Source organism: Pseudomonas sp. Teo4, from assembly GCF_034387475.1.
Taxonomy (GTDB): domain Bacteria; phylum Pseudomonadota; class Gammaproteobacteria; order Pseudomonadales; family Pseudomonadaceae; genus Aquipseudomonas.
Window position 1 is genome coordinate 2134784 of record NZ_JAXCIL010000002.1, and the last position, 21039, is coordinate 2155822.

Here is a 21039-nt window from a genome sequence, read left to right on the forward strand (position 1 = left end):
GAAATGAGTGAAGCGATCAAGCAGCCTGCCGGCCCCGAAGGCATCATCCAGATGCAGGGCGTGAACAAGTGGTACGGCCAGTTCCATGTGCTCAAGGACATCAACCTGAACGTGCGCCAGGGTGAGCGAATCGTGCTGTGCGGGCCGTCCGGCTCGGGCAAGTCCACCACCATCCGTTGTCTCAACCGCCTGGAAGAGCACCAGCAGGGGCGCATCGTCGTCGATGGCGTGGAACTGACCAACGACCTCAAGCAGATCGAGGCGATCCGCCGCGAGGTGGGCATGGTGTTCCAGCACTTCAACCTGTTCCCGCACCTGAGCATCCTCGAGAACTGCACCCTGGCGCCCATGTGGGTACGCAAGATGCCACGGCGCAAGGCCGAGGAAATCGCCATGCACTATCTGGAGCGCGTACGCATTCCGGAGCAGGCGCACAAGTATCCGGGGCAGTTGTCCGGTGGCCAGCAGCAGCGTGTGGCGATTGCCCGGGCGCTGTGCATGAAGCCCAAGATCATGCTGTTCGACGAGCCTACTTCGGCGCTTGACCCGGAAATGGTGAAGGAAGTGCTCGACACCATGGTTGGCCTGGCCGAGGACGGTATGACCATGCTCTGCGTAACCCACGAAATGGGCTTCGCCCGCACCGTGGCGAACCGGGTGATCTTCATGGACAAAGGGGAGATCGTCGAGCAGGCGGCGCCGGATGACTTCTTCGACCGGCCACGCAGTGACCGGACCAAGTTGTTCCTCAGCCAGATTCTGCACTGATGTAACGGGGGCCGCATTGCGGCCCCTTGTCATTTTTCTTCCTGAGCCGCCACCGGCGCAGGTGGTGGGCGCAGGCCTACCTCGGCAATCAGCTTCAATTGCTGGCTATTGCGCACCACCTCGATGGTGATCTTCTCGTTCGGCTTGATCCGCGCCACCTGGTTCATCGACTTGCGCCCGTCACCCGCCGGTTCGCCGTTGATGCTCAGGATCACGTCACCCAACTGCAAGCCGGCCTTTTGCGCCGGGCCATCGCGGAAGATTCCCGCCACGACGATGCCGGGACGCCCTTGCATACCGAACGACTCGGCCAGCTCCTGGCTCAACGGCTGCACTTCGATGCCCAGCCAGCCACGGATCACCTGACCATGCTCGACAATCGACTTCATCACCTCCAACGCCAACTTCACTGGGATGGCGAAGCCGATGCCCTGCGAGCCACCGGACTTGGAGAAGATGGCTGTGTTGATGCCGATCAGGTTGCCGTTGGCATCGACCAGCGCACCACCGGAGTTGCCCGGGTTGATGGCGGCGTCGGTCTGGATGAAGTCTTCGTAGTTGTTCAGGCCCAGCTGGTTGCGGCCGGTGGCGCTGATGATGCCCATGGTCACGGTCTGGCCGACGCCGAAGGGGTTGCCGATGGCCAGCGAGACATCGCCGATGTGGATGTTGTCGGAGCGGCCGATGGTGATCGCCGGCAGGCTCTTGAGGTCGATCTTCAGGACCGCGAGGTCAGTCTCCGGGTCGCTGCCGACCACCCGCGCCAGGGTTTCACGGCCGTCCTTGAGCGCCACCACGATCTGGTCGGCACCACTGGTAACGTGGTTGTTGGTCAGCAGGTAGCCTTCAGGGCTCATGATCACGGCCGAGCCCAGGCTCGATTCCCAGCGCCGCTGCTTGGGCAGGTTGTCGCCGAAGAAGCGGCGGAACTGCGGGTCTTCGAACAGCGGATGGGCGCTCTTGTTCACCACTTTGGTGGTGTAGAGGTTGACCACTGCGGGCGCGGCGAGGGTCACGGCGTCGGCGTAGGACACCGGGCCCTGCATGATCCGGGTGGTCTGCGGTGCCTGCTGCAGGTTGACGTCCTGGCTGGGCAGGCCGACCCATTCAGGGAAACGCTGGATGACCAGCATGGCGATCATTACGCCAGTAATCAGGGGCCAGCCAAAATAACGCAGAGCCTTGAGCATGAACGAATCCTGGGAGTGGGGCGGGGGCCAATGGCAGCGCAGCGGGGTGCGAGCGCGCGCGATCATACACCTGAAGCCATTGATCGGCACCGCTGAAACCGTGTTGTTCTATTCGCGGGCAAGCCCGCTCCCACAGGTTCTGCGCAACCCCTGTGGGAGCGGGCTTGCCCGCGAATGGAACACCGCAGCCTTATCCCCCAAGCGACTGCCGCCGGTTTCCCCGAAGCCGGCGACGGCCCATAATGGCGGCCATTATACGGGCGTTGTGCCCGTCGAAAGCGCAGATTTCGAGGAGATTTTCCATGGCCGTCGCCCTGAACACCCTGGTCGAGGAAGCCGAACGCTACCTGGGCAGCGCGAAGATCCAGGATTACTGCCCCAATGGCCTGCAGGTCGAAGGGCGACCGCAGGTCAGTCGCATCGTCAGTGGCGTGACCGCCAGCCAGGCGTTGCTCGATGCGGCGGTGGAGGCCGATGCCGACCTGATACTGGTTCACCACGGCTATTTCTGGAAGGGCGAGAACCCCTGCATCACCGGTATCAAGCAGCGCCGTCTGAAAACCTTGCTCAAGCACGACATCAGCCTGCTGGCCTTCCACTTGCCTCTGGACGTGCACCCCGAGGTGGGTAACAACGTGCAACTGGCGCGCCAGCTGGACATTACCGTCGAGGGGCCGCTGGACCCAGAGAACCCCAAAGTGGTCGGGCTGGTCGGGTCGCTGGCTGAGCCAATGACGGCACGGGATTTCGCCCGGCGGGTGCAGGAGGTGATGGGGCGTGAGCCGTTGCTGGTCGAAGGCGACGCGATGATTCGCCGGGTCGGCTGGTGCACCGGAGGCGGGCAGGGCTACATCGATACCGCGATTGCCGCGGGGGTTGACCTGTTCATCAGTGGCGAGGCGTCCGAGCAGACCTTCCACAGCGCACGGGAGAATGGCGTGAGCTTTATCGCCGCTGGGCACCATGCCACTGAGCGGTACGGCGTGCAGGCGCTGGGGGATTACCTGGCGCGGCGGTTTGCCGTGGAGCACCTGTTCATCGATTGTCCGAATCCAATCTGAGACCTGTACCGACCTCTTCGCGGGTAAACCCGCTCCCACAGACCCGCGAAGAGGCCCGCATTGGCCCAAACCCCCAGTCATATCGTTAGATTGTTTCGATCTAGTCCGCCTCCTAAATAGAATCAGCCGCTGTGATAAAGTGGCTCGCTCGAACACGGCCCGCAGGCCGTCCATAAGATCGTTTTTCGTGAGTAGCCATGGTCGACAAACTGACGCACTTGAAACAGCTGGAGGCGGAGAGCATCCACATCATCCGCGAGGTGGCCGCCGAGTTCGATAACCCGGTGATGCTGTACTCGATCGGCAAGGACTCCGCCGTGATGCTGCACCTGGCGCGCAAAGCCTTCTTCCCGGGCAAGCTGCCGTTCCCGGTGATGCACGTCGACACCCAGTGGAAATTCCAGGAGATGTACAGCTTCCGCGACAAGATGGTCGAGGAAATGGGCCTGGAACTGATCACCCACGTCAACCCGGAAGGTGTGGCCCAGGGTATCAACCCGTTCACCCATGGCAGCTCCAAGCACACCGACATCATGAAGACCCAGGGCCTGAAGCAGGCATTGGACAAGCATGGTTTCGACGCTGCTTTCGGTGGTGCCCGCCGCGACGAAGAGAAGTCGCGCGCCAAGGAGCGCGTTTACTCGTTCCGTGACAGCAAGCACCGCTGGGACCCGAAAAACCAGCGCCCCGAGCTGTGGAACGTGTACAACGGCAAGGTCAACAAGGGCGAGTCGATCCGCGTGTTCCCGCTGTCCAACTGGACCGAGCTGGACATCTGGCAGTACATCTACCTCGAAGGCATCCCGATCGTGCCGCTGTACTTCGCCGCCGAGCGGGAAGTGATCGAGAAGAACGGCACCCTGATCATGATCGACGACGAGCGCATCCTCGAGCACCTCACCGACGAGGAAAAGGCTCGCATCGTCAAGAAGAAAGTGCGTTTCCGTACCCTTGGCTGCTACCCGTTGACGGGTGCCGTCGAGTCGGAGGCCGAGACCCTGACGGACATCATCCAGGAGATGCTCCTGACTCGTACGTCCGAACGCCAGGGCCGTGTCATCGACCACGATGGCGCAGGCTCGATGGAAGACAAAAAACGCCAAGGCTACTTCTAATTTCAGGGTTTCATCATGTCGCACCAATCCGATTTGATCAGCGAAGACATCCTCGCTTATCTGGCTCAGCACGAGCGTAAAGAACTGCTGCGTTTCCTCACCTGCGGTAACGTGGATGACGGCAAGAGCACCCTGATCGGGCGCCTGCTGCACGACTCGAAGATGATCTACGAGGACCACCTCGAGGCCATCACCCGCGATTCGAAGAAAGTCGGTACCACCGGCGAAGAAGTCGACCTGGCGCTGCTGGTCGACGGCCTGCAGGCCGAGCGCGAGCAGGGCATCACCATCGATGTCGCCTACCGCTACTTCTCTACCGCCAAGCGCAAGTTCATCATCGCCGACACCCCGGGCCACGAGCAGTACACCCGCAACATGGCCACCGGCGCCTCGACCTGCGACCTGGCGATCATCCTGGTCGATGCCCGTTACGGCGTGCAGACCCAGACCCGCCGCCACAGCTACATCGCTTCCCTGCTGGGCATCAAGCACATCGTGGTCGCGGTCAACAAGATGGACCTCAAAGGCTTCGATGAAGGCGTCTTCGAGTCGATCAAGGCCGACTACCTGAAGTTCGCCGAAGCCATCAACCTGAAGCCGTCGAGCCTGCACTTCGTGCCGATGTCGGCGCTCAAGGGCGACAACGTGGTCAATCACAGCGAGCAATCGCCGTGGTACGCCGGCCCGACGCTGATGGAAATCCTCGAAACCGTGGAAGTGTCGGCCGACCGCAATGTCACCGACCTGCGTTTCCCGGTGCAGTACGTCAACCGTCCGAACCTGAACTTCCGCGGCTTCGCCGGCACCATCGCCAGCGGCGTGGTGCACAAGGGTGACGAAATCGTCGTGCTGCCGTCAGGCAAGAGCAGCCGGGTCAAGTCCATCGTCACCTACGAAGGTGAACTGGAAAACGCCGGCCCAGGCCAGGCGGTGACCCTGACCATGGAAGACGAGATCGACATCTCCCGTGGCGACTTGCTGGTGCATGCCGACAACGTTCCGCCGGTGACCGACCAGTTCGACGCCATGCTGGTGTGGATGGCCGAAGAGCCGATGCTGCCGGGCAAGAAATACGACATCAAGCGCGCCACCAGCTACGTGCCGGGCTCGATTGCCAGCATCACCCACAAGGTCGATGTGAACACCCTGGAGCAGGGCGCTGCCAGTGCCTTGCAACTGAACGAGATCGGCCGCGTCAAGGTTGCCCTGGACGCTGCAATTGCCCTGGACGGTTACGACAGCAACCGCACTACCGGCGCGTTCATCGTCATCGACCGCCTGACCAACGGCACGGTCGGTGCCGGCATGATCATCGCCCCGCCAGTCCTGCCGCATGGCACCACTGGCCAGCATGGCAAGCAGGCTCACGTGTCCACCGAAGAGCGCGCCCTGCGCTTCGGTCAGCAGCCGGCCACCGTGCTGTTCAGCGGCCTGTCCGGCGCTGGCAAGAGCACCCTGGCCTATGCCGTTGAGCGCAAGCTGTTCGACATGGGCCGTGCTGTCTACGTGCTCGATGGCCAGAACCTGCGTCACGACCTGAACAAAGGCCTGCCACAGGATCGCGCTGGCCGCACCGAGAACTGGCGTCGTGCCGCCCATGTGGCGCGCCAGTTCAACGAAGCCGGCATGCTGACCCTGGCAGCGTTCGTTGCCCCGGATGCCGAAGGCCGTGAACAGGCCAAGGCGCTGATCGGCAAAGAGCGCCTGGTGACCGTTTACGTGCAGGCATCGCCGATTGCCTGCCGCGAGCGTGACCCGCAGGGCCTGTACGCCGCTGGCGGCGACAACATCCCGGGCGAAAGCTTCCCGTACGATGTGCCGCTGGACGCCGACCTGGTGATCGATACCCAAACCACCAGCGTGGAAGAGGGCGTGAAGCAGGTGTTGGACGTGCTGCGTCAGCGCGGTGCGATCTAAGCGTTAGTGCTGCATGGAAAACCCCGCTTCGGCGGGGTTTTTTGTTTGTGGCTCATGCGCTTGGAATGAGCTGGTGGGTTGACAAGTATACAAGTTGACAAGTTGACATGCGTTGGCCCGCTGCTCTAGCCTATGGACGTAGGGGCGATTCAGGCCCTGAGGAGGTCCCATGACTACAGTGACACACGAAGCACTCCATCCAGTGATCGGTCGTATCGAAGCCGCCAAGGCTGCATTACGTGAGCGCTTTGAGGAGCACCTTGCCCGTGCATCGGAAGCGGTGGTGCTGAAGGCATTGGACCTTGCAGACGACAAAGCTTTTGCCACGCTTGCCAAGGTAGACGTCGAGACGAAACGTAGTATCGCAACGCGTAATCAGGAAGCCGTGTCCAGGATGAAAGCGCGTGCGTTCGAGCGGGTCGACAGTCGCTGCGAGTTGCTGGACGCCAAGGCGGCCTGCGAAATCCTGGGTATCACAAAGCAAGCGCTGAGTCAGAAGGCAAAGGGTGGAAACCTGCTTGCGTACACCAATACCGGTAACCGCAGAAAATTCTACCCGTCGTTTCAGTTTGCGGATAACAAGCCCAGGGTAGTTGTTGCAAAACTGATCAATGCCCTCAATGTTGACCCCGCTGATGTCGAGGCCATGAATTTTCTGGTTCAGCATTTGGTCGGCAAAATGGACTACTCAAATCCTGGAGAGCCAAGCAATGAACTGCCGCGTTTCAATTTACTGGATGACAGTGCGGCCCTGGAAATCATCAAGCGCGACTACGTAAATGCCTTAACGGCGGGGCAGTGAAACCGGCCTGGTAAAGCTCATTTTTTGTGTGCTTACTCCAGCGCTACACCTAAGCTATCCAGAAACTCGATTGCTGTTTCACCGTTAGATAGCACCACCTCCATCACAGGCTGGTAGTCCACTGCTTCGATCTGGGTTGAGCGGCCTGCGAATAAGACGAGATTGCATCCCTTCAGGGAGCCGGTGACGGAATAGACGGTTGATTGATAAAGCAGCCCATCAACGTCATTTCGGTATATGCATGCCTGGCTGATTTTCTGGGTGAGTGCGTAGCCCTCTCTGCCTTGGCCCTTCGCCTGCACGATATCCCGTACTTTGTGATGTGTGGCCCGATTCGCCAGGGCGGCAACATCAATCACATTCAAGATGCGAGCGGCCTTTAGCTGGTGCAGCGAAGTCCCCTCAAGCCGAGAAAAGCGCACGGGTTGATCATCCACACCTTGGCCAGGCTGGAAACTCTCGGCCACGGCAACTTCCTGTGTAAAACCCAGGTAATAGACCCCAATCAATTTGTCAGGGTCGGCGTAGCGTGTATCGGAGTCGGCGCGATAGTTAACAGGGTTGGCATCGTACCGAGAGGGTTGAACGCGGTGTAGAACCGTTCCTTCAAGTATCTGTCGTATTAGGTCTGGATACTTGCTAATTGCTTCTGCTATTGGTGCAGTCAATTCGTTTTCATACTGCTTTACCGTGCGGCTCACGAAAGCTCTCCGATCAATCGCGTGCATGCGCGCAGGGCTGCCAGGCGAAAAGGTCGGCCCTCTTTTTCAAGCATCCTTGAGCAGGGCAGTCCCTGTGTTTTTCGCCAGGCGATGATGCGAGCGATCACCTCGCTGGTGCAGCCTTGGTTCTCGCTTGTCAGGCAACCAAACAGATCCGAGTTGTTGTCTTTAGGTTGTTGGTTTTTTGATCAAGCGAAAATGCTCTTGATAATCCATCTGTCTTTCGCAGCCCTGTTTGTATGGGTCTATATCGCACTTGAATTGAATTTCCTGTCTGTCAGGAAATACTAAGGGTATCTCTAAGCTGCATCCTGATAAAATGATTGTCGTGGTCGCTATTATAAACTTCATGTGTCGCCAAGTCTCATGTGTGGGAGTGTTCTTGTCTGTATTTGATTAAGATGGCAAATGTGGTGTTCGGTGACTGGCAGGTAGGCGTGTTTCGTATCGGTGATTATGGCAAGTTCTTTGAGTGTAATTTTGGAAAAGGCGTGCAGGAGGATTTCTTTCTGGTTGTAGGATTTTTATGTGTTATAGACTGGGATTGTTTCTGGGTGCGTCTGTGGTCAACGTCTGTGGACAATGAGTACGTGCCCCTGATTAGGTGGCTGTCGCAGACCATAGGCAGCCATACAGTACTACGCTGCGTGATAGAGGGCGGGAACCACTCCAGTTTGTAGTGAGTAATTCAGGCTTCTTATACGACCCATCACGAGATCGAATATGGTTCGCGCAAAGTGCGGAGACTCTGGATAGATCGTGTTGGAAAAATAACTATCTGAAGGTGACCGATTCCGGCAATATTTTAATATTTGACGGTCGCAATGGTGAGGTTCGATGGGCGCGTCAAGGTTACGCGCCGGGACGGCTACCTCGCAGACCAAAGATATATTCACACGAATATCCATCCATTCCTAACCCCCTTATTAAAATACCCCATGATTTCCCATAAGGAGTAGCCTCATTCCCCGGTACGTCGATCTCTAATCTATATATTCTGTTGTGTTTGAGGCAGCTTGGAGATCGTCGCATGGCGAGCAACGGGGCGTTTTGCTGTTCAGATATGCGATTCCGACACCGGAATAACGCGCTTTTCCTTAACCGCCTTGTACGAAAAACTCGAATAAATCTCCTTCACCCCCGGCAACCGTTGCAACACCTCGCGGGTAAACTCCCCAAACGATTCCAAATCCCGCGCCAGAATCTCCAGCAAGAAGTCATACCGCCCGGAAATATTGTGACAGGCAACAATCTCGGGAATCTCCATCAGACGTTTCTCGAAGGCCAACGCCATGTCCTTGGTGTGCGAATCCATCATGATGCTGACGAACGCGGTCACGCCAAACCCCAGCGCTTTGGGCGAAAGAATGGCCTGGTAACCGGTGATGTAGCCGTTGTCTTCCAGCAACTTGACCCGCCGCCAACAGGGGGAAGTGGTCAGTGCTACCTGGTCGGCAAGTTCGGAAACCGTGAGGCGGGCGTTGTCCTGCAAGGCGGCGAGCAGGGCGCGGTCGGTGCGGTCGAGGGTTGAAGGCATGTTTTGCCCTCCTGGTCTGATATTTGTTGTTGTTGTCCCAAAAATGCTGCGAATGCGTGGTCAATTTTGGAAAAAATCAGGCGACTCGGTGGCATAAGCTTATAGCAAACCACCAGAGGTTGTTGCCATGCGCGACTCCCATAACAACAGCGGTTTTTCCACGCGGGCCATCCATCACGGGTACGACCCGCTCACCCACGGTGGTGCATTGGTGCCGCCGGTTTACCAGACGGCGACCTACGCTTTTCCTACCGTCGAATACGGAGCAGCCTGCTTCGCAGGGGAACAAGCCGGGCACTTCTACAGCCGCATCTCCAACCCGACCCTGGCCCTGCTGGAGCAGCGCATGGCCTCGCTGGAGGGGGGCGAAGCGGGGTTGGCCCTGGCCTCGGGCATGGGGGCCATCACTTCGACGCTGTGGACGTTGCTGCGTCCTGGGGATGAACTGGTCGTCGGGCGCACGCTGTATGGCTGCACCTTTGCCTACCTGCACCATGGCATTGGCGAGTTTGGGGTGAAGATCCGCCACGTCGACCTCAACGACATCAAGGCGCTGAAGGCGGCGATTACCAGCAAGACTCGGATGATCTACTTCGAAACGCCGGCCAACCCAAACATGCAATTGGTCGATATCGCCGCCGTGGCCGAGGCAGCACGGGGGCATGACTTGCATATCGTGGTCGACAACACCTATTGCACGCCGTATCTGCAAAGGCCATTGGAGCTGGGCGCCGACCTGGTGGTGCATTCGGCCACCAAGTACCTCAGTGGCCATGGCGATATCACCGCCGGGCTGGTGGTCGGGCGCAAGGCGCTGGTCGACCGGATTCGTCTGGAAGGCCTCAAGGACATGACCGGTGCGGTGTTGTCGCCGCACGATGCCTCGCTACTGATGCGCGGTATCAAGACCCTGGCGCTGCGCTTGGAGCGCCATTGTGCCAGCGCCCAGCAAGTGGCCGAGTTCCTGGCAGGGCAGCCTCAGGTCGAGCTGATCCATTACCCGGGCCTGCCGTCATTCGGGCAGTACGCGCTGGCGCAGCGGCAAATGCGTTTGCCGGGCGGGATGATCGCGTTCGAACTCAAAGGTGGAATCGAGGCAGGGCGTCGCTTCATGAATGCTCTGCAGCTGTTCGCCCGAGCGGTGAGCCTGGGAGATGCCGAATCGCTGGCGCAACACCCTGCGAGCATGACCCACTCCAGCTATACCACGAAGGAGCGGGCGCATCATGGAATATCGGAAGGGTTGGTGAGGCTGTCGGTGGGCTTGGAGGATGTAGAGGACTTGCTCGCCGATATCGAACAGGCGCTCAAGCACTGTGTATGAGGTTGGCTGGAAGCGTCCTACTTATCGATGCCGGTTTTCGACAGCGATATCAAGAAACGTCGGATAGAGCCTGTTGAGGTGGTCACTTAGTTTGGGGATTCGCACGGAATCTGTTCCGTGCCTAGTCCATTCACCTGAACAGGCATGAGTATGAAATTCAAGAGTGTACTTTCGCACGCCGCCCTGGCGCTTGTGGCGGTTACTGCCAGTGGGGTCGCCTTGGCAGGCGATGTGGGCCAGCCATGCTGCCCTTTCAGCGATAAAAGCCTGAAGACTTCGCCAGAAGCGCTGTCAGGTTCCACTCAGCAGTTGTTGAAACTGCAAGGTTTGAAGTTCACCTGGAAAGAAACGGGGCGCAAGGATATCGGGCTGATGGCGCAGGATGTCCAGGCCGTTTACCCGGAACTGGTTCATGAGAAGAACGAAAAGCTGACGGTGGACTACCAAAAACTGGTCGCACCGCTGATTGAGTCGATACGTGAACTGAATCAGCGGATCGATACACTGGAGAAGGCTCAGGCCAAGACGATGTAACTCTGGTTGTAGCCGTATTCGTCACGCAATAAAAAAGGCCTCTTCCGAGGCCTTTTTGCATTTCACCCGCTTAACGCTTGAGCCCGTAGCTCTCGTCCAGCATGCCCGGCGAGTTCGGCGCTTTTGGCGCGTAGTCGCGTGGCACTTCCGCAGTGTCCTTCGGAGGGGTCAGGCGGTCACGTGGGGCCTGGGCCGACTCGGAGTGCAGGGCGGCCAGCAGACGCTGACGGGTAACCTCGTCCAGCGCCAGGGCGTTGGCGCCTTCGGCCAGGTGGTCCTGGACATCCTGGTAGCTCTGGGTCAGCTTTTTGACCAGCACGGCGGTGCTGTTGAAGTGGGTGACCACCTCATTCTGGTAGGTGTCGAAACGCTGCTGGATATCATCCAGCTGGCGCTGTGTGCTGCTCGGCGCGGCATTGGGCAGCAGGCGGGCGACGACGAAACCGACCACGACGCCGACGACCAGGGCCAGGGTCGGCAACAACCAAACAAGGAGCGAGTGTTCCACGAGTCCTTCCTCTATAAACGGCTTTGCTTTACGTTAACGGCTCAGACCTGCGCTGTATACCGCGAGCGATCGCAAATCAGAACAGAATTCCTCTGCTAGACGAATCGACCCCTCCTGAGGTCACGGAGTAGTGCCTTGCTTGTCCGCGAAACCCCCTTGTTCATCGATGGCCCCGTTGGCCAGCTGGAAGCCTTGTACCTGGACGTGGCCGATGCCCGTGGCGCGGTGCTGATCTGCCACCCCAACCCGGTTCAGGGCGGCACCATGCTCAACAAGGTGGTTTCGACACTGCAGCGTACCGCCCGCGATGCTGGCTACGTGACGCTTCGTTTCAACTACCGCGGCGTCGGTCAGAGTGCTGGCAGTCATGACATGGGCGCCGGCGAGGTGGCCGATGCCGAGGCGGCCGTTGCCTGGCTCAGGGCGAAACACCCGGAGCTGCCCCTAGTGTTGATGGGCTTTTCCTTCGGTGGGTTCGTCGCCGCCAGCCTGGCCGGCCAGCTGGAAGGGCAGGGCGTGGCCTTGCAGCACCTGTTCATGATCGCCCCTGCGGTGATGCGCCTGCGCGATGATTTCCCCCTGGCGCAGCTTTGCCCGATCACCGTGGTGCAGCCGGAAACCGACGAAGTCGTCGATCCGCAGCTGGTTTACGATTGGTCCGACAGCCTGTCGCGCCCCCATGAGCTGCTGAAAGTGGCAGAATGCGGACACTTCTTCCATGGCAAGCTGACCGATCTGAAGGATCTGCTGCTGCCGCGCCTTTCGAACTGAGCCAAGCCTGAATAAGCGAACACCCATGACCACGCGCATTCTCACCGGTATCACCACCACCGGCACCCCGCACCTGGGCAACTATGCCGGTGCCATCCGCCCGGCCATTCTCGCCAGCCAGCAGCCTGGTGCCGACTCGTTCTATTTCCTGGCCGACTACCACGCCCTGATCAAGTGCGACGACCCGCTGCGCATCCAGCGCTCGCGTCTGGAAATCGCTGCCACCTGGCTGGCCGGTGGCCTGGATCCGGACAAAGTGACCTTCTACCGTCAGTCCGATATTCCCGAGATTCCCGAGCTGACCTGGCTGCTGACCTGCGTCGCCGCCAAGGGCCTGCTCAACCGCGCCCACGCCTACAAGGCTTCGGTGGACAAGAACGTCGAAGCGGGTGAAGACCCGGACGCTGGCGTGACCATGGGCCTGTTCAGCTACCCGGTATTGATGGCTGCGGACATCCTGATGTTCAACGCGCACAAGGTGCCGGTCGGCCGCGACCAGATCCAGCACGTGGAAATGGCCCGTGATATCGGCCAGCGCTTCAACCACCTGTTCGGCCAAGGCAAGGACTTCTTCGCCCTGCCCGAAGCGGTGATCGAAGAAAGCGTGGCGACGCTGCCGGGCCTGGACGGTCGCAAGATGTCCAAGAGCTACGACAACACCATCCCGCTGTTCACCAGCGCCAAGGACATGAAGGACGCGATTTCGCGCATCGTTACCGACTCCCGTGCCCCAGGCGAGGCCAAGGACCCGGACAACGCGCACCTGTTCACCCTGTTCCAGGCCTTCTCCACCCCGGCCCAGTGCGCCGAGTTCCGCGAAGAGCTGTTGCAGGGCCTGGGCTGGGGCGAAGCCAAACAGCGCCTGTTCCAACTGCTCGACGGCCAACTGGCCGAGAAGCGCGAGCACTACAATCAGCTGATCTCGCGCCCGTCCGACCTGGAAGACATCCTTTTGGCCGGTGCTGCCAAGGCGCGCAAGACTGCTACCCCGTTCCTCGAGCAACTGCGCGAGGCCGTTGGCCTGCGCTCGTTCCGCAGCAGCGTGCAGGCGACGACCGAGGTGAAGAAAAAAGCCGCCAAGAGCGCCCGTTTCGTCAGCTTCCGCGACGAAGACGGCAGCTTCCGCTTCCGCCTGCTGGCCGCCGATGGCGAGCAGTTGCTGCTGTCGCGCAGCTTCGCCGATGGCAAGAGCGCCGGTGCGGTAAGCAAGCAGTTGCAGCAGGGTGGCGAGGCTGATGTGCGCGTCGAAGGCCTGGGCTTCGGTCTCTGGCTCAATGGCGAGCAGGTTGCCGACGGCCCGCAGTTCGCCAGCGATGAAGCCCGTGATGCGGCCATTGCCAGCCTGCGTGAAGCCCTGATCCCAGCACAGGACTGAGGCATTTCGCCGCAAGTCTGATTGCCATTAAGCGGGCCTGTCGCTACAGTGACGGCCCGTTTTTTGTTGCCTCGCTAACGAATCATGACGCCCCTAGAACGATATCAAGCAGATCTGAAACGTCCCGACTTCTTCCATGACGCGGCGCAGGAGACTGCTGTGCGTCACTTGCAGCGTCTGTACGACGATCTGGTCGCCGCGCACAACAACAAGCCAGGTGTATTCGGCAAGTTGTTCGGCAAGAAGGAACAGACCCCGGTCAAGGGCCTGTACTTCTGGGGTGGCGTGGGCCGGGGCAAGACTTACCTGGTGGACACCTTCTTCGAGGCGCTGCCGTTCAAAGAGAAGATGCGTACCCACTTCCACCGCTTCATGAAGCGTGTGCACGAAGAGATGAAGACCCTCAAGGGCGAGAAGAACCCCTTGACCCTCATCGCCAAGCGCTTCTCCCAGGAAGCCAAGGTCATCTGCTTCGACGAGTTCTTCGTTTCCGACATCACCGATGCCATGATCCTGGGCACGCTGATGGAAGAGCTGTTCAAGAATGGCGTTTCCCTGGTGGCCACTTCCAACATCGTGCCGGACGGCCTGTACAAGGACGGCCTGCAGCGGGCGCGTTTCCTGCCTGCCATCGCCATGATCAAGCAGTTCACCGACGTGGTGAACGTCGACAGCGGTGTCGACTACCGTCTGCGCCACCTGGAGCAGGCCGAGCTGTTCCACTTCCCGCTCAACGACGCGGCGCACCAGAGCATGCGTGCCAGCTTCAAGGCGCTGACCCCTGAATGCACGCAGGCCGTCGAAAACGATGTGCTGATGATCGAGAACCGGCCGATCAATGCCTTGCGCACCTGTGACGACGTCGCCTGGTTCGACTTCCGTGCGCTGTGCGACGGGCCGCGTAGCCAGAACGACTACATCGAGCTGGGCAAGATCTTCCACGCCGTGTTGCTCAGCAACGTCGAGCAGATGGGGGTGACCACCGATGACATCGCCCGCCGTTTCATCAACATGGTGGACGAGTTCTACGACCGCAACGTCAAGCTGATCATTTCGGCCGAGGTTGAGCTGAAGGACCTGTACACCGGTGGTCGCCTGAGCTTCGAGTTCCAGCGCACCCTGAGCCGTCTGCTGGAAATGCAGTCGCACGAGTTCCTGGCGCGCGCGCACAAGCCGTAATCCACTGTGACCGGGGCGCGAAGCGGCCCCGGTGATTTCAAGCCTCTTGCATGAACTGCTGCCGATACTGGTTCGGCGACAACTCCGTGTGCTGGCGGAACAATCGGGCAAAGAAGCTGGCATCGTCGTAGCCAACCTCATAGCTGATGGTCTTGATGCTCTTGCGCGTGCTCGACAACAAGCCCTTGGCCGTCTCGATGCGCAACCGCTGCAGGTAATGCAGCGGCTTGTCGCCGGTCGCACCCTGGAAGCGGCGCATGAAGTTGCGGATGCTCATGCCGTGGTTGCGGGCCACATCCTCGAAGCGGAACTTGTCGGCGAAGTGCTCTTCGAGCCAGTGCTGGATCTGCAGGATGATCAGGTCCTGGTGCAGCTTCTGCCCACCAAAGCCCATGCGCCCAGGGGTGTAGTTGCGCTGCACTTCGTAGAGGATGTCGCGGGCCACAGCGCGGGCCACGTTGGCGCCGCAGAAGCGCTCGATCAGGTAGATGTACAGGTCGCAGGCCGAGGTGGTGCCGCCGGCGCAGTAGAGGTTGTCGGCGTCGGTCAGGTGCTTGTCCTGGTTGAGCCGGATCTTGGGGAAGCGTTCGGCGAAGCTGTTGAAGAAGCGCCAGTAGGTGGTCGCCTCCTTGCCGTCGAGCAAGCCAGCCTCGGCCAACCAGAATACCCCGCTGGCTTCGGCACACAGCACCGCGCCACGGGCATGTTGCTCGCGTAGCCACGGCAGTACCTGTGGGTAACGTTGCAGGAGGTTGTCGAAGTCGTCCCAGAAGGCTGGGAGGATGATCACATCGGCATCGTCCAGGCCGCCGTCGACCGGTAACTGCACGCTGCTGAAGCTGTCCACGGGCTGCCCGTCGGGGCTTACCAGGTGGATCTCGAACATGGGCTGCAAGCCCAGGCCCAATTGCTTGCTGTAGCGCAGGCTGGCCAGGTGGAAGAAGTCCTTGGCCTGCATCAGGGTCGAAGCGAACACCTTGTCAATGGCCAGGATGCTGACGCGCCGCAACGACGCGGAGGGTTGGGTAAACATCATTGTCATTGTTCTTATAGGGTAGAGTGGTCAATCACCGGCTGGATCGTCTTATTTTTTGGCGATTGTGTCTACCCCATGCAACAGAGGGGCTGCGTTGCAGCCCAATCGCCGGCAAGCCGGCTCCCGCAGCATGCCACTACCCTCAAGGCTTGCGCTGTACCTGTGGGAGCCGGCTTGCCGGCGATTGGGCCGCAGCGCGGTTCTTTTGCAGTCAAGGTGCCGGGTTCGGCTGCTCCTGATGAATCGCCTCGATCGCCGCCAGCAGCTCATCGCTGAGGTTCAGCGCCAGGCTCTCGAGGTTGCTCTTCAGTTGCACCAGGTCTGTTGCCCCGATGATGTTGCTGGTCACGAATGGTTGCCGAGTGACGAACGCCAGGGCCATTTGTGCCGGGTCCAGCCCATGCTCACGAGCCAGTTGCACATAGCGGCTGCACGCCGCCACCGTCTGCGGGTTGGAGTAACGGGCGAAGCGGCTGAACAGGGTCAGGCGGCCCTTTTCAGGGCGGGCGCCGTTCTCGTACTTGCCCGACAGCATGCCGAACGCCAGTGGTGAGTAGGCCAGCAAGCCGCATTGCTCGCGAATCGCCACTTCCGCCAGGCCCACTTCGAAACTGCGGTTGAGCAGGTTGTAGGGGTTCTGGATCGATACCGCGCGCGGCCAGCCGCGGGCTTCAGCCAGTTGCAGGAACTTCATGGTGCCCCAAGGCGTTTCGTTGGACAGGCCCACATGGCGGATCTTGCCGGCACGTACCTGCTCATCCAGCACTTCGAGGGTTTCTTCCAGCGGAGTGAAGTGGTCCTGTGGCAGGTGCTGGTAACCCAGCTTGCCGAAGAAGTTGGTGCTGCGCTCGGGCCAGTGCAGCTGGTAGAGGTCGATACGGTCGGTCTGCAGGCGCTTGAGGCTCTCGTCCAGTGCCGCGACGATGTGCTGGCGGTTGTGCTTGAGCTGGCCGTCGCGAATGTGACTGATGCCGTTGCCGGGGCCCGCGACCTTGCTGGCCAGGATCCAGTCGTCACGGTCACCCTGCTGGCGGAACCAGTTGCCGATGATGCGCTCGGTGGCAGCATAGGTCTCGGGGCGGGGTGGTACCGGGTACATTTCGGCGGTGTCGATGAAGTTGACCCCGGCGTCCTTGGCCATGGCATGGCGATCTGTTCGAAGGCCTCGTCCTGAACGTTCTGCTCGCCCCAGGTCATGGTGCCCAGGCACAGGGCACTGACGTCGAGGTTGGTACGGCCGAGCTTGCGGTATTCCATCGGGAAAACACTCCTTGGCAAAGATGCCCATAAAAGCAGGTTGAATTTTCTGGCGCAATCTGGATAATTCGGCCCCTCTCCGTGTGGCGGAAGTGATGCACCACCACGCAGGAAGAACCCCGTCGAACATTGGCGTGCCCGACCCGAGCCCCCAAAAGCGTCAGCGTTCGGCTGCGCGTTTGCCCTTGGCAAGCCGTGCACTATCCAGTAAGATTCGCCGTCTATTTTTCGCTGGGCGGCCTCTGAGGCTTTAGAGAATGAAAACTTTTACTGCTAAACCGGAAACAGTAAAGCGCGAGTGGTTCGTAGTCGACGCCGCTGGCCAGACCCTGGGTCGTCTGGCTACCGAAATCGCTAGCCGTCTGCGTGGCAAACACAAGCCAGAATACACTCCTCACGTTGACACCGGCGACTACATCGTCGTTATCAACGCCGAGCAGGTTCGTGTGACTGGTGCCAAGTCTTCCGACAAAATGTACTACTCCCACTCCGGTTTCCCAGGTGGCATCAAGGAAATCAGCTTCGAGAAGCTGATCGACAAAGCCCCTGAGCGTGTTATCGAAACCGCGGTCAAAGGCATGCTGCCTAAGAACCCGCTGGGTCGCGACATGTACCGCAAGCTGAAAGTGTACGCGGGTGCTACCCACCCTCACACTGCTCAGCAGCCTCAAGAACTGAAGATCTAACGGGAAAAGTTCATTATGTCGGCGACTCAAAATTACGGCACTGGCCGTCGCAAGACCGCAACCGCTCGCGTTTTCCTGCGTCCGGGCACTGGCAACATCTCCATCAACAACCGTTCTCTGGACGTGTTCTTCGGTCGCGAAACCGCTCGCATGGTTGTTCGCCAGCCGCTGGAGCTGACCGAGACCGTTGAGAAGTTCGACATCTACGTCACCGTTTCCGGTGGTGGTGTCAGCGGTCAAGCCGGTGCGATCCGTCACGGTATCACCCGCGCTCTGATGGAATACGACGAAACCCTGCGTGGCGCTCTGCGTCGTGCTGGCTACGTCACCCGCGACGCTCGTGAAGTTGAGCGTAAGAAAGTGGGTCTGCGTAAAGCGCGTAAGCGTCCTCAGTACTCAAGCGTTAATACCGCTTCGGCAGTCAAAAAAGCCCGGTTCCTTTGGAACCGGGCTTTTTTATGTCTTGAACTAACCTGTCAGCATGTCAGTGACAACTAGCCGCATAGACGCAGATCAAGCAAAGCGAGGGTTGTAGCCCGTTGCAGGGGTAATCACCTTGTCAGTGTGTGGTTTTGTTTCTTACCATGGCGGCCAATTTTTAGTGCCACAGACATTACCTAAGTACAGGCCTGATCCAACAGGCCAAGCAAGCTGATGGGAGAGGACTGAATGAGCAATGACGGCGTCAACGCAGGCCGGCGCCGCTTCCTCGTAGCCGCGACATCCGTGGTCGGGGCGGCGGGGGCAGTGGGGGCTGCGGTACCGTTCGTGGGGTCATGGTTTCCCAGTGCCAAGGCGAAAGCCGCGGGTGCACCGGTGAAGGTCAACATCGCCAAGGTCGAACCTGGGCAGCAGATGGTGGCCGAGTGGCGCGGCCAGCCTGTATTTATCGTGCGGCGAACGGACGAGATCCTCGGCAATCTCAAGAAAATCACCGCGGAGCTCTCCGACCCCGAGTCCAAGGCGTCCGTGCAGCCGGCCTACGTCGACCCGCAGGTGCGCTCGATCAAGCCGGAAATTCTCATTCTTGTCGGGCTGTGCACCCACCTGGGTTGTTCGCCAACTTTCCGGCCTGAAGTCGCTCCTGCCGACCTTGGCCCCAAGTGGGTAGGTGGCTACTTCTGCCCCTGCCACGGCTCGCACTACGACCTGGCTGGCCGTGTCTACAAGTCGCAGCCGGCGCCTCTCAACCTGCCAGTGCCACCGCACTCTTACGAGTCTGACGACATCATCGTCATCGGCATCGATCAGGAGAAAGCATGATGAGCAAGTTCATGGACTGGGTTGATGCTCGCTTCCCCGCTACCAAGATGTGGGAAGACCACCTGAGCAAGTATTACGCGCCCAAGAACTTCAACTTCCTGTACTTCTTCGGCTCGTTGGCATTGCTGGTGCTGGTCAACCAGATCGTCACCGGTGTGTGGTTGACCATGAGCTTCACGCCCTCGGCGGAAGAGGCGTTCGCCTCGGTCGAGTACATCATGCGTGACGTGGAGTACGGTTGGATCTTGCGCTACCTGCATTCCACGGGGGCGTCGGCGTTCTTCATCGTGGTCTACCTGCACATGTTCCGCGGTCTGCTCTATGGCTCCTACCAGAAGCCCCGGGAGCTGGTGTGGCTGTTCGGCATGCTGATCTACCTGGCGCTGATGGCTGAGGCCTTCATGGGCTATCTGCTGCCCTGGGGGCAGATGTCGTACTGGGGGGCCCAGGTGATCATCTCGCTGTTCGGTGCGATTCCGGTGATCGGCGGCGACCTGACCCAGTGGATTCGTGGTGACTACCTGATCTCGGGTATCACTTTGAACCGCTTCTTTGCCCTGCATGTGGTGGCCTTGCCGATCGTGATTCTCGGCCTGGTGGTGCTGCATATCCTGGCGCTACATGAAGTGGGTTCGAACAATCCCGATGGCGTCGACATCAAGAAGAAAAAAGATGAAAACGGCATTCCGCTCGACGGTATTCCGTTCCATCCGTACTACACCGTCAAGGATATCGTCGGCGTTGTGGTGTTCCTCTTCGTGTTCTGTGCTGTGGTGTTCTTCTTCCCGGAAATGGGCGGTTACTTCCTGGAAAAACCGAACTTCGAGCAGGCTAACGCCTTCAAGACGCCTGAGCACATTGCCCCGGTGTGGTACTTCACGCCGTTCTACGCAATCCTTCGCGCGGTCCCCGACAAGCTGTTTGGCGTGATCGCCATGGGTGCGGCCATTGCCGTGCTGTTCGTGTTGCCCTGGCTTGACCGCAGCCCGGTGCGCTCGATGCGCTACAAAGGCTGGATCAGCAAGGTCTTCCTGTTGGTGTTCTGCGTCGCCTTCGTGATTCTCGGTGTGCTGGGCGTACTGGCGCCGACACCTGGGCGTACCTTGCTGTCGCAGGTGTGCACGGTGTTGTACTTCGCCTACTTCCTGCTGATGCCGTTCTACACAAGGCTCGAGAAGACCAAACCGGTTCCGGAAAGGGTGACTGGCTGATGAAAAAGTTGATTGCAGTATTTTTGCTGGCAGTGATGCCTGCCTTTTCCTTCGCTGCCGAACATAGCCTGGAGCTGGACAAGGTCGACATCGACTTGACCGACAAAGCGGCGATGCAGGACGGCGCCCGTACCTTCGCCAACTATTGCATGGGTTGTCACAGTGCCAAGTTCCAGCGTTACGAGCGTGTGGCCGATGACCTTGGCATTCCTCACGAGCTGATGCTCGAGAAGCTGGTGTTCACTGGTGCGAAGATCGGCGACCACATGAAGATCGGCATGCAGCCCAACGATGCCAAGACCTGGTTTGGTGCGGCGCCGCCTGATCTGACGCTGGTCGCCCGGGTGCGCGGCACCGACTGGCTGTACACCTACCTGCGCAGTTTCTATGAGGACAAGTCGCGTCCTTATGGGGTCAACAACAAGGTGTTCCCGAACGTCGGCATGCCGAACGTGCTGGTTGGCCTGCAGGGTAATCAGGTGGTTGGCTGCAAACAGGTGCAGACCGTGGTCGACGGCAAGAAGCAATTCGACCCATTGACGGGTAGTCCGCTGACCCATGAGGCCTGTGACCAGCTGACCATTACGCCGAATTCCGGTACCTGACGACCGAGCAGTTCGACGAGAAGGTCAAGAACCTGGTGACCTTCCTGGCCTATTCGGCCAACCCGGTCAAACTGGAAAGCCAGCGCATCGGTACCTATGTGTTGCTGTACCTGGCTTTCTTCTTCGTATTCGCCTATTTGCTCAAGCGCGAATACTGGAAGGACGTGCACTGATCACG

At 59.6% G+C, this 21039-nt stretch carries 18 protein-coding genes and 3 pseudogenes; 15 read left to right on the forward strand and 6 right to left on the reverse strand.

The window, feature by feature from the left end:
* Nucleotides 1-3 precede the first annotated feature (3 nt).
* Entirely contained in the window at nt 4-768 is a 765-nt protein-coding gene (locus tag PspTeo4_RS26160; RefSeq protein WP_003251792.1) for an amino acid ABC transporter ATP-binding protein, read from the forward strand.
* A gap of 29 nt (nt 769-797) precedes the next feature.
* Here the strand turns inward: PspTeo4_RS26160 and algW are convergent, their stop codons facing one another.
* Nucleotides 798-1958 (reverse strand): Do family serine endopeptidase AlgW, encoded by a 1161-nt coding sequence (gene algW / locus PspTeo4_RS26165; protein WP_322366627.1) that lies wholly within the window; start codon nt 1956-1958, stop codon nt 798-800.
* Nucleotides 1959-2260: 302 nt separating this feature from the next.
* On the opposite strand from algW, the gene PspTeo4_RS26170 reads away from it, so the two are divergent.
* From PspTeo4_RS26170 to PspTeo4_RS26185, 4 genes are all read left to right on the forward strand, one after another.
* Nucleotides 2261-3019 carry a Nif3-like dinuclear metal center hexameric protein gene (locus PspTeo4_RS26170; RefSeq protein WP_322366628.1) on the forward strand — a complete coding sequence of 253 codons (759 nt, stop codon included), beginning with the start codon at nt 2261-2263 and terminating at the stop codon, nt 3017-3019.
* Between the two features lie 197 nt (nt 3020-3216).
* Nucleotides 3217-4134 carry a sulfate adenylyltransferase subunit CysD gene (gene cysD, locus PspTeo4_RS26175; RefSeq protein WP_013974136.1) on the forward strand — a complete coding sequence of 306 codons (918 nt, stop codon included), beginning with the start codon at nt 3217-3219 and terminating at the stop codon, nt 4132-4134.
* 15 nt (nt 4135-4149) lie between these two features.
* Nucleotides 4150-6051: a sulfate adenylyltransferase subunit CysN gene (cysN, locus tag PspTeo4_RS26180; RefSeq protein WP_322366629.1), complete on the forward strand. Its 1902-nt coding sequence runs from the start codon at nt 4150-4152 to the stop codon at nt 6049-6051.
* Between the two features lie 169 nt (nt 6052-6220).
* Nucleotides 6221-6853, forward strand: coding sequence for a hypothetical protein (locus PspTeo4_RS26185; RefSeq protein WP_322366630.1), 633 nt, complete (start codon nt 6221-6223; stop codon nt 6851-6853).
* A gap of 32 nt (nt 6854-6885) precedes the next feature.
* On the opposite strand, the gene PspTeo4_RS26190 is transcribed toward PspTeo4_RS26185, so the two are convergent.
* Both PspTeo4_RS26190 and PspTeo4_RS26195 read right to left on the reverse strand, forming a co-directional pair.
* The gene (locus tag PspTeo4_RS26190; protein ID WP_322366631.1) at nt 6886-7554 is read right to left on the reverse strand and encodes an RES family NAD+ phosphorylase; all 669 of its coding nucleotides are present in this window, start codon (nt 7552-7554) and stop codon (nt 6886-6888) included.
* 1078 nt (nt 7555-8632) lie between these two features.
* Nucleotides 8633-9112, reverse strand: coding sequence for an Lrp/AsnC family transcriptional regulator (locus PspTeo4_RS26195; RefSeq protein ID WP_322366632.1), 480 nt, complete (start codon nt 9110-9112; stop codon nt 8633-8635).
* Nucleotides 9113-9239: 127 nt separating this feature from the next.
* Between PspTeo4_RS26195 and PspTeo4_RS26200 the strand changes: the two genes are divergently transcribed.
* Together PspTeo4_RS26200 and PspTeo4_RS26205 are read left to right on the forward strand one after the other, a co-directional pair.
* Nucleotides 9240-10436 (forward strand): methionine gamma-lyase, encoded by a 1197-nt coding sequence (locus PspTeo4_RS26200; RefSeq protein WP_322366633.1) that lies wholly within the window; start codon nt 9240-9242, stop codon nt 10434-10436.
* Nucleotides 10437-10586: 150 nt separating this feature from the next.
* Entirely contained in the window at nt 10587-10970 is a 384-nt protein-coding gene (locus PspTeo4_RS26205; protein WP_322366634.1) for a tail fiber domain-containing protein, read from the forward strand.
* Nucleotides 10971-11040: 70 nt separating this feature from the next.
* Here PspTeo4_RS26205 and PspTeo4_RS26210 read toward each other — a convergent pair whose 3' ends face one another.
* A complete protein-coding gene (locus PspTeo4_RS26210; RefSeq protein WP_322366635.1) occupies nt 11041-11478 on the reverse strand; it encodes a YhcB family protein in 438 nt (145 codons plus the stop codon).
* Nucleotides 11479-11613: 135 nt separating this feature from the next.
* On the opposite strand from PspTeo4_RS26210, the gene PspTeo4_RS26215 reads away from it, so the two are divergent.
* The 3 genes from PspTeo4_RS26215 (at nt 11614) to zapE (ending at nt 14803) form a co-directional block, all read left to right on the forward strand.
* The gene (locus tag PspTeo4_RS26215; protein WP_322366636.1) at nt 11614-12249 is read left to right on the forward strand and encodes an alpha/beta hydrolase; all 636 of its coding nucleotides are present in this window, start codon (nt 11614-11616) and stop codon (nt 12247-12249) included.
* A 25-nt stretch (nt 12250-12274) separates the two neighbouring features.
* Nucleotides 12275-13624, forward strand: coding sequence for a tryptophan--tRNA ligase (locus PspTeo4_RS26220; protein ID WP_322366637.1), 1350 nt, complete (start codon nt 12275-12277; stop codon nt 13622-13624).
* An 84-nt stretch (nt 13625-13708) separates the two neighbouring features.
* On the forward strand, nt 13709-14803 hold the full coding sequence (gene zapE, locus PspTeo4_RS26225) for a cell division protein ZapE (RefSeq protein WP_322366638.1): 1095 nt from the start codon (nt 13709-13711) through the stop codon (nt 14801-14803).
* 37 nt (nt 14804-14840) lie between these two features.
* Here the strand turns inward: zapE and PspTeo4_RS26230 are convergent, their stop codons facing one another.
* A complete protein-coding gene (locus PspTeo4_RS26230) occupies nt 14841-15737 on the reverse strand; it encodes a GlxA family transcriptional regulator (RefSeq protein ID WP_322366934.1) in 897 nt (298 codons plus the stop codon).
* Nucleotides 15738-16050: 313 nt separating this feature from the next.
* Nucleotides 16051-17096 (reverse strand): annotated as a pseudogene (locus PspTeo4_RS26235) (NADP(H)-dependent aldo-keto reductase).
* 257 nt (nt 17097-17353) lie between these two features.
* Here PspTeo4_RS26235 and rplM point away from each other — a divergent pair.
* From rplM to PspTeo4_RS26260, 5 genes and pseudogenes are all read left to right on the forward strand, one after another.
* Nucleotides 17354-17782 (forward strand): 50S ribosomal protein L13, encoded by a 429-nt coding sequence (gene rplM, locus PspTeo4_RS26240; RefSeq protein WP_023378810.1) that lies wholly within the window; start codon nt 17354-17356, stop codon nt 17780-17782.
* Between the two features lie 15 nt (nt 17783-17797).
* Nucleotides 17798-18181: pseudogene (rpsI, locus tag PspTeo4_RS26245) on the forward strand (30S ribosomal protein S9); the annotation flags it as partial.
* A 270-nt stretch (nt 18182-18451) separates the two neighbouring features.
* A complete protein-coding gene (gene petA / locus PspTeo4_RS26250) occupies nt 18452-19045 on the forward strand; it encodes a ubiquinol-cytochrome c reductase iron-sulfur subunit (RefSeq protein ID WP_322366639.1) in 594 nt (197 codons plus the stop codon).
* Nucleotides 19045-20256 (forward strand): cytochrome bc complex cytochrome b subunit, encoded by a 1212-nt coding sequence (locus tag PspTeo4_RS26255; protein ID WP_322366640.1) that lies wholly within the window; start codon nt 19045-19047, stop codon nt 20254-20256. The genes petA and PspTeo4_RS26255 overlap by 1 nt, the downstream gene beginning before the upstream one ends.
* Nucleotides 20256-21034 (forward strand): annotated as a pseudogene (locus PspTeo4_RS26260) (cytochrome c1). Before PspTeo4_RS26255 ends, PspTeo4_RS26260 begins: the two are co-directional and overlap by 1 nt.
* The last annotated feature ends 5 nt before the right edge of the window (nt 21035-21039 follow it).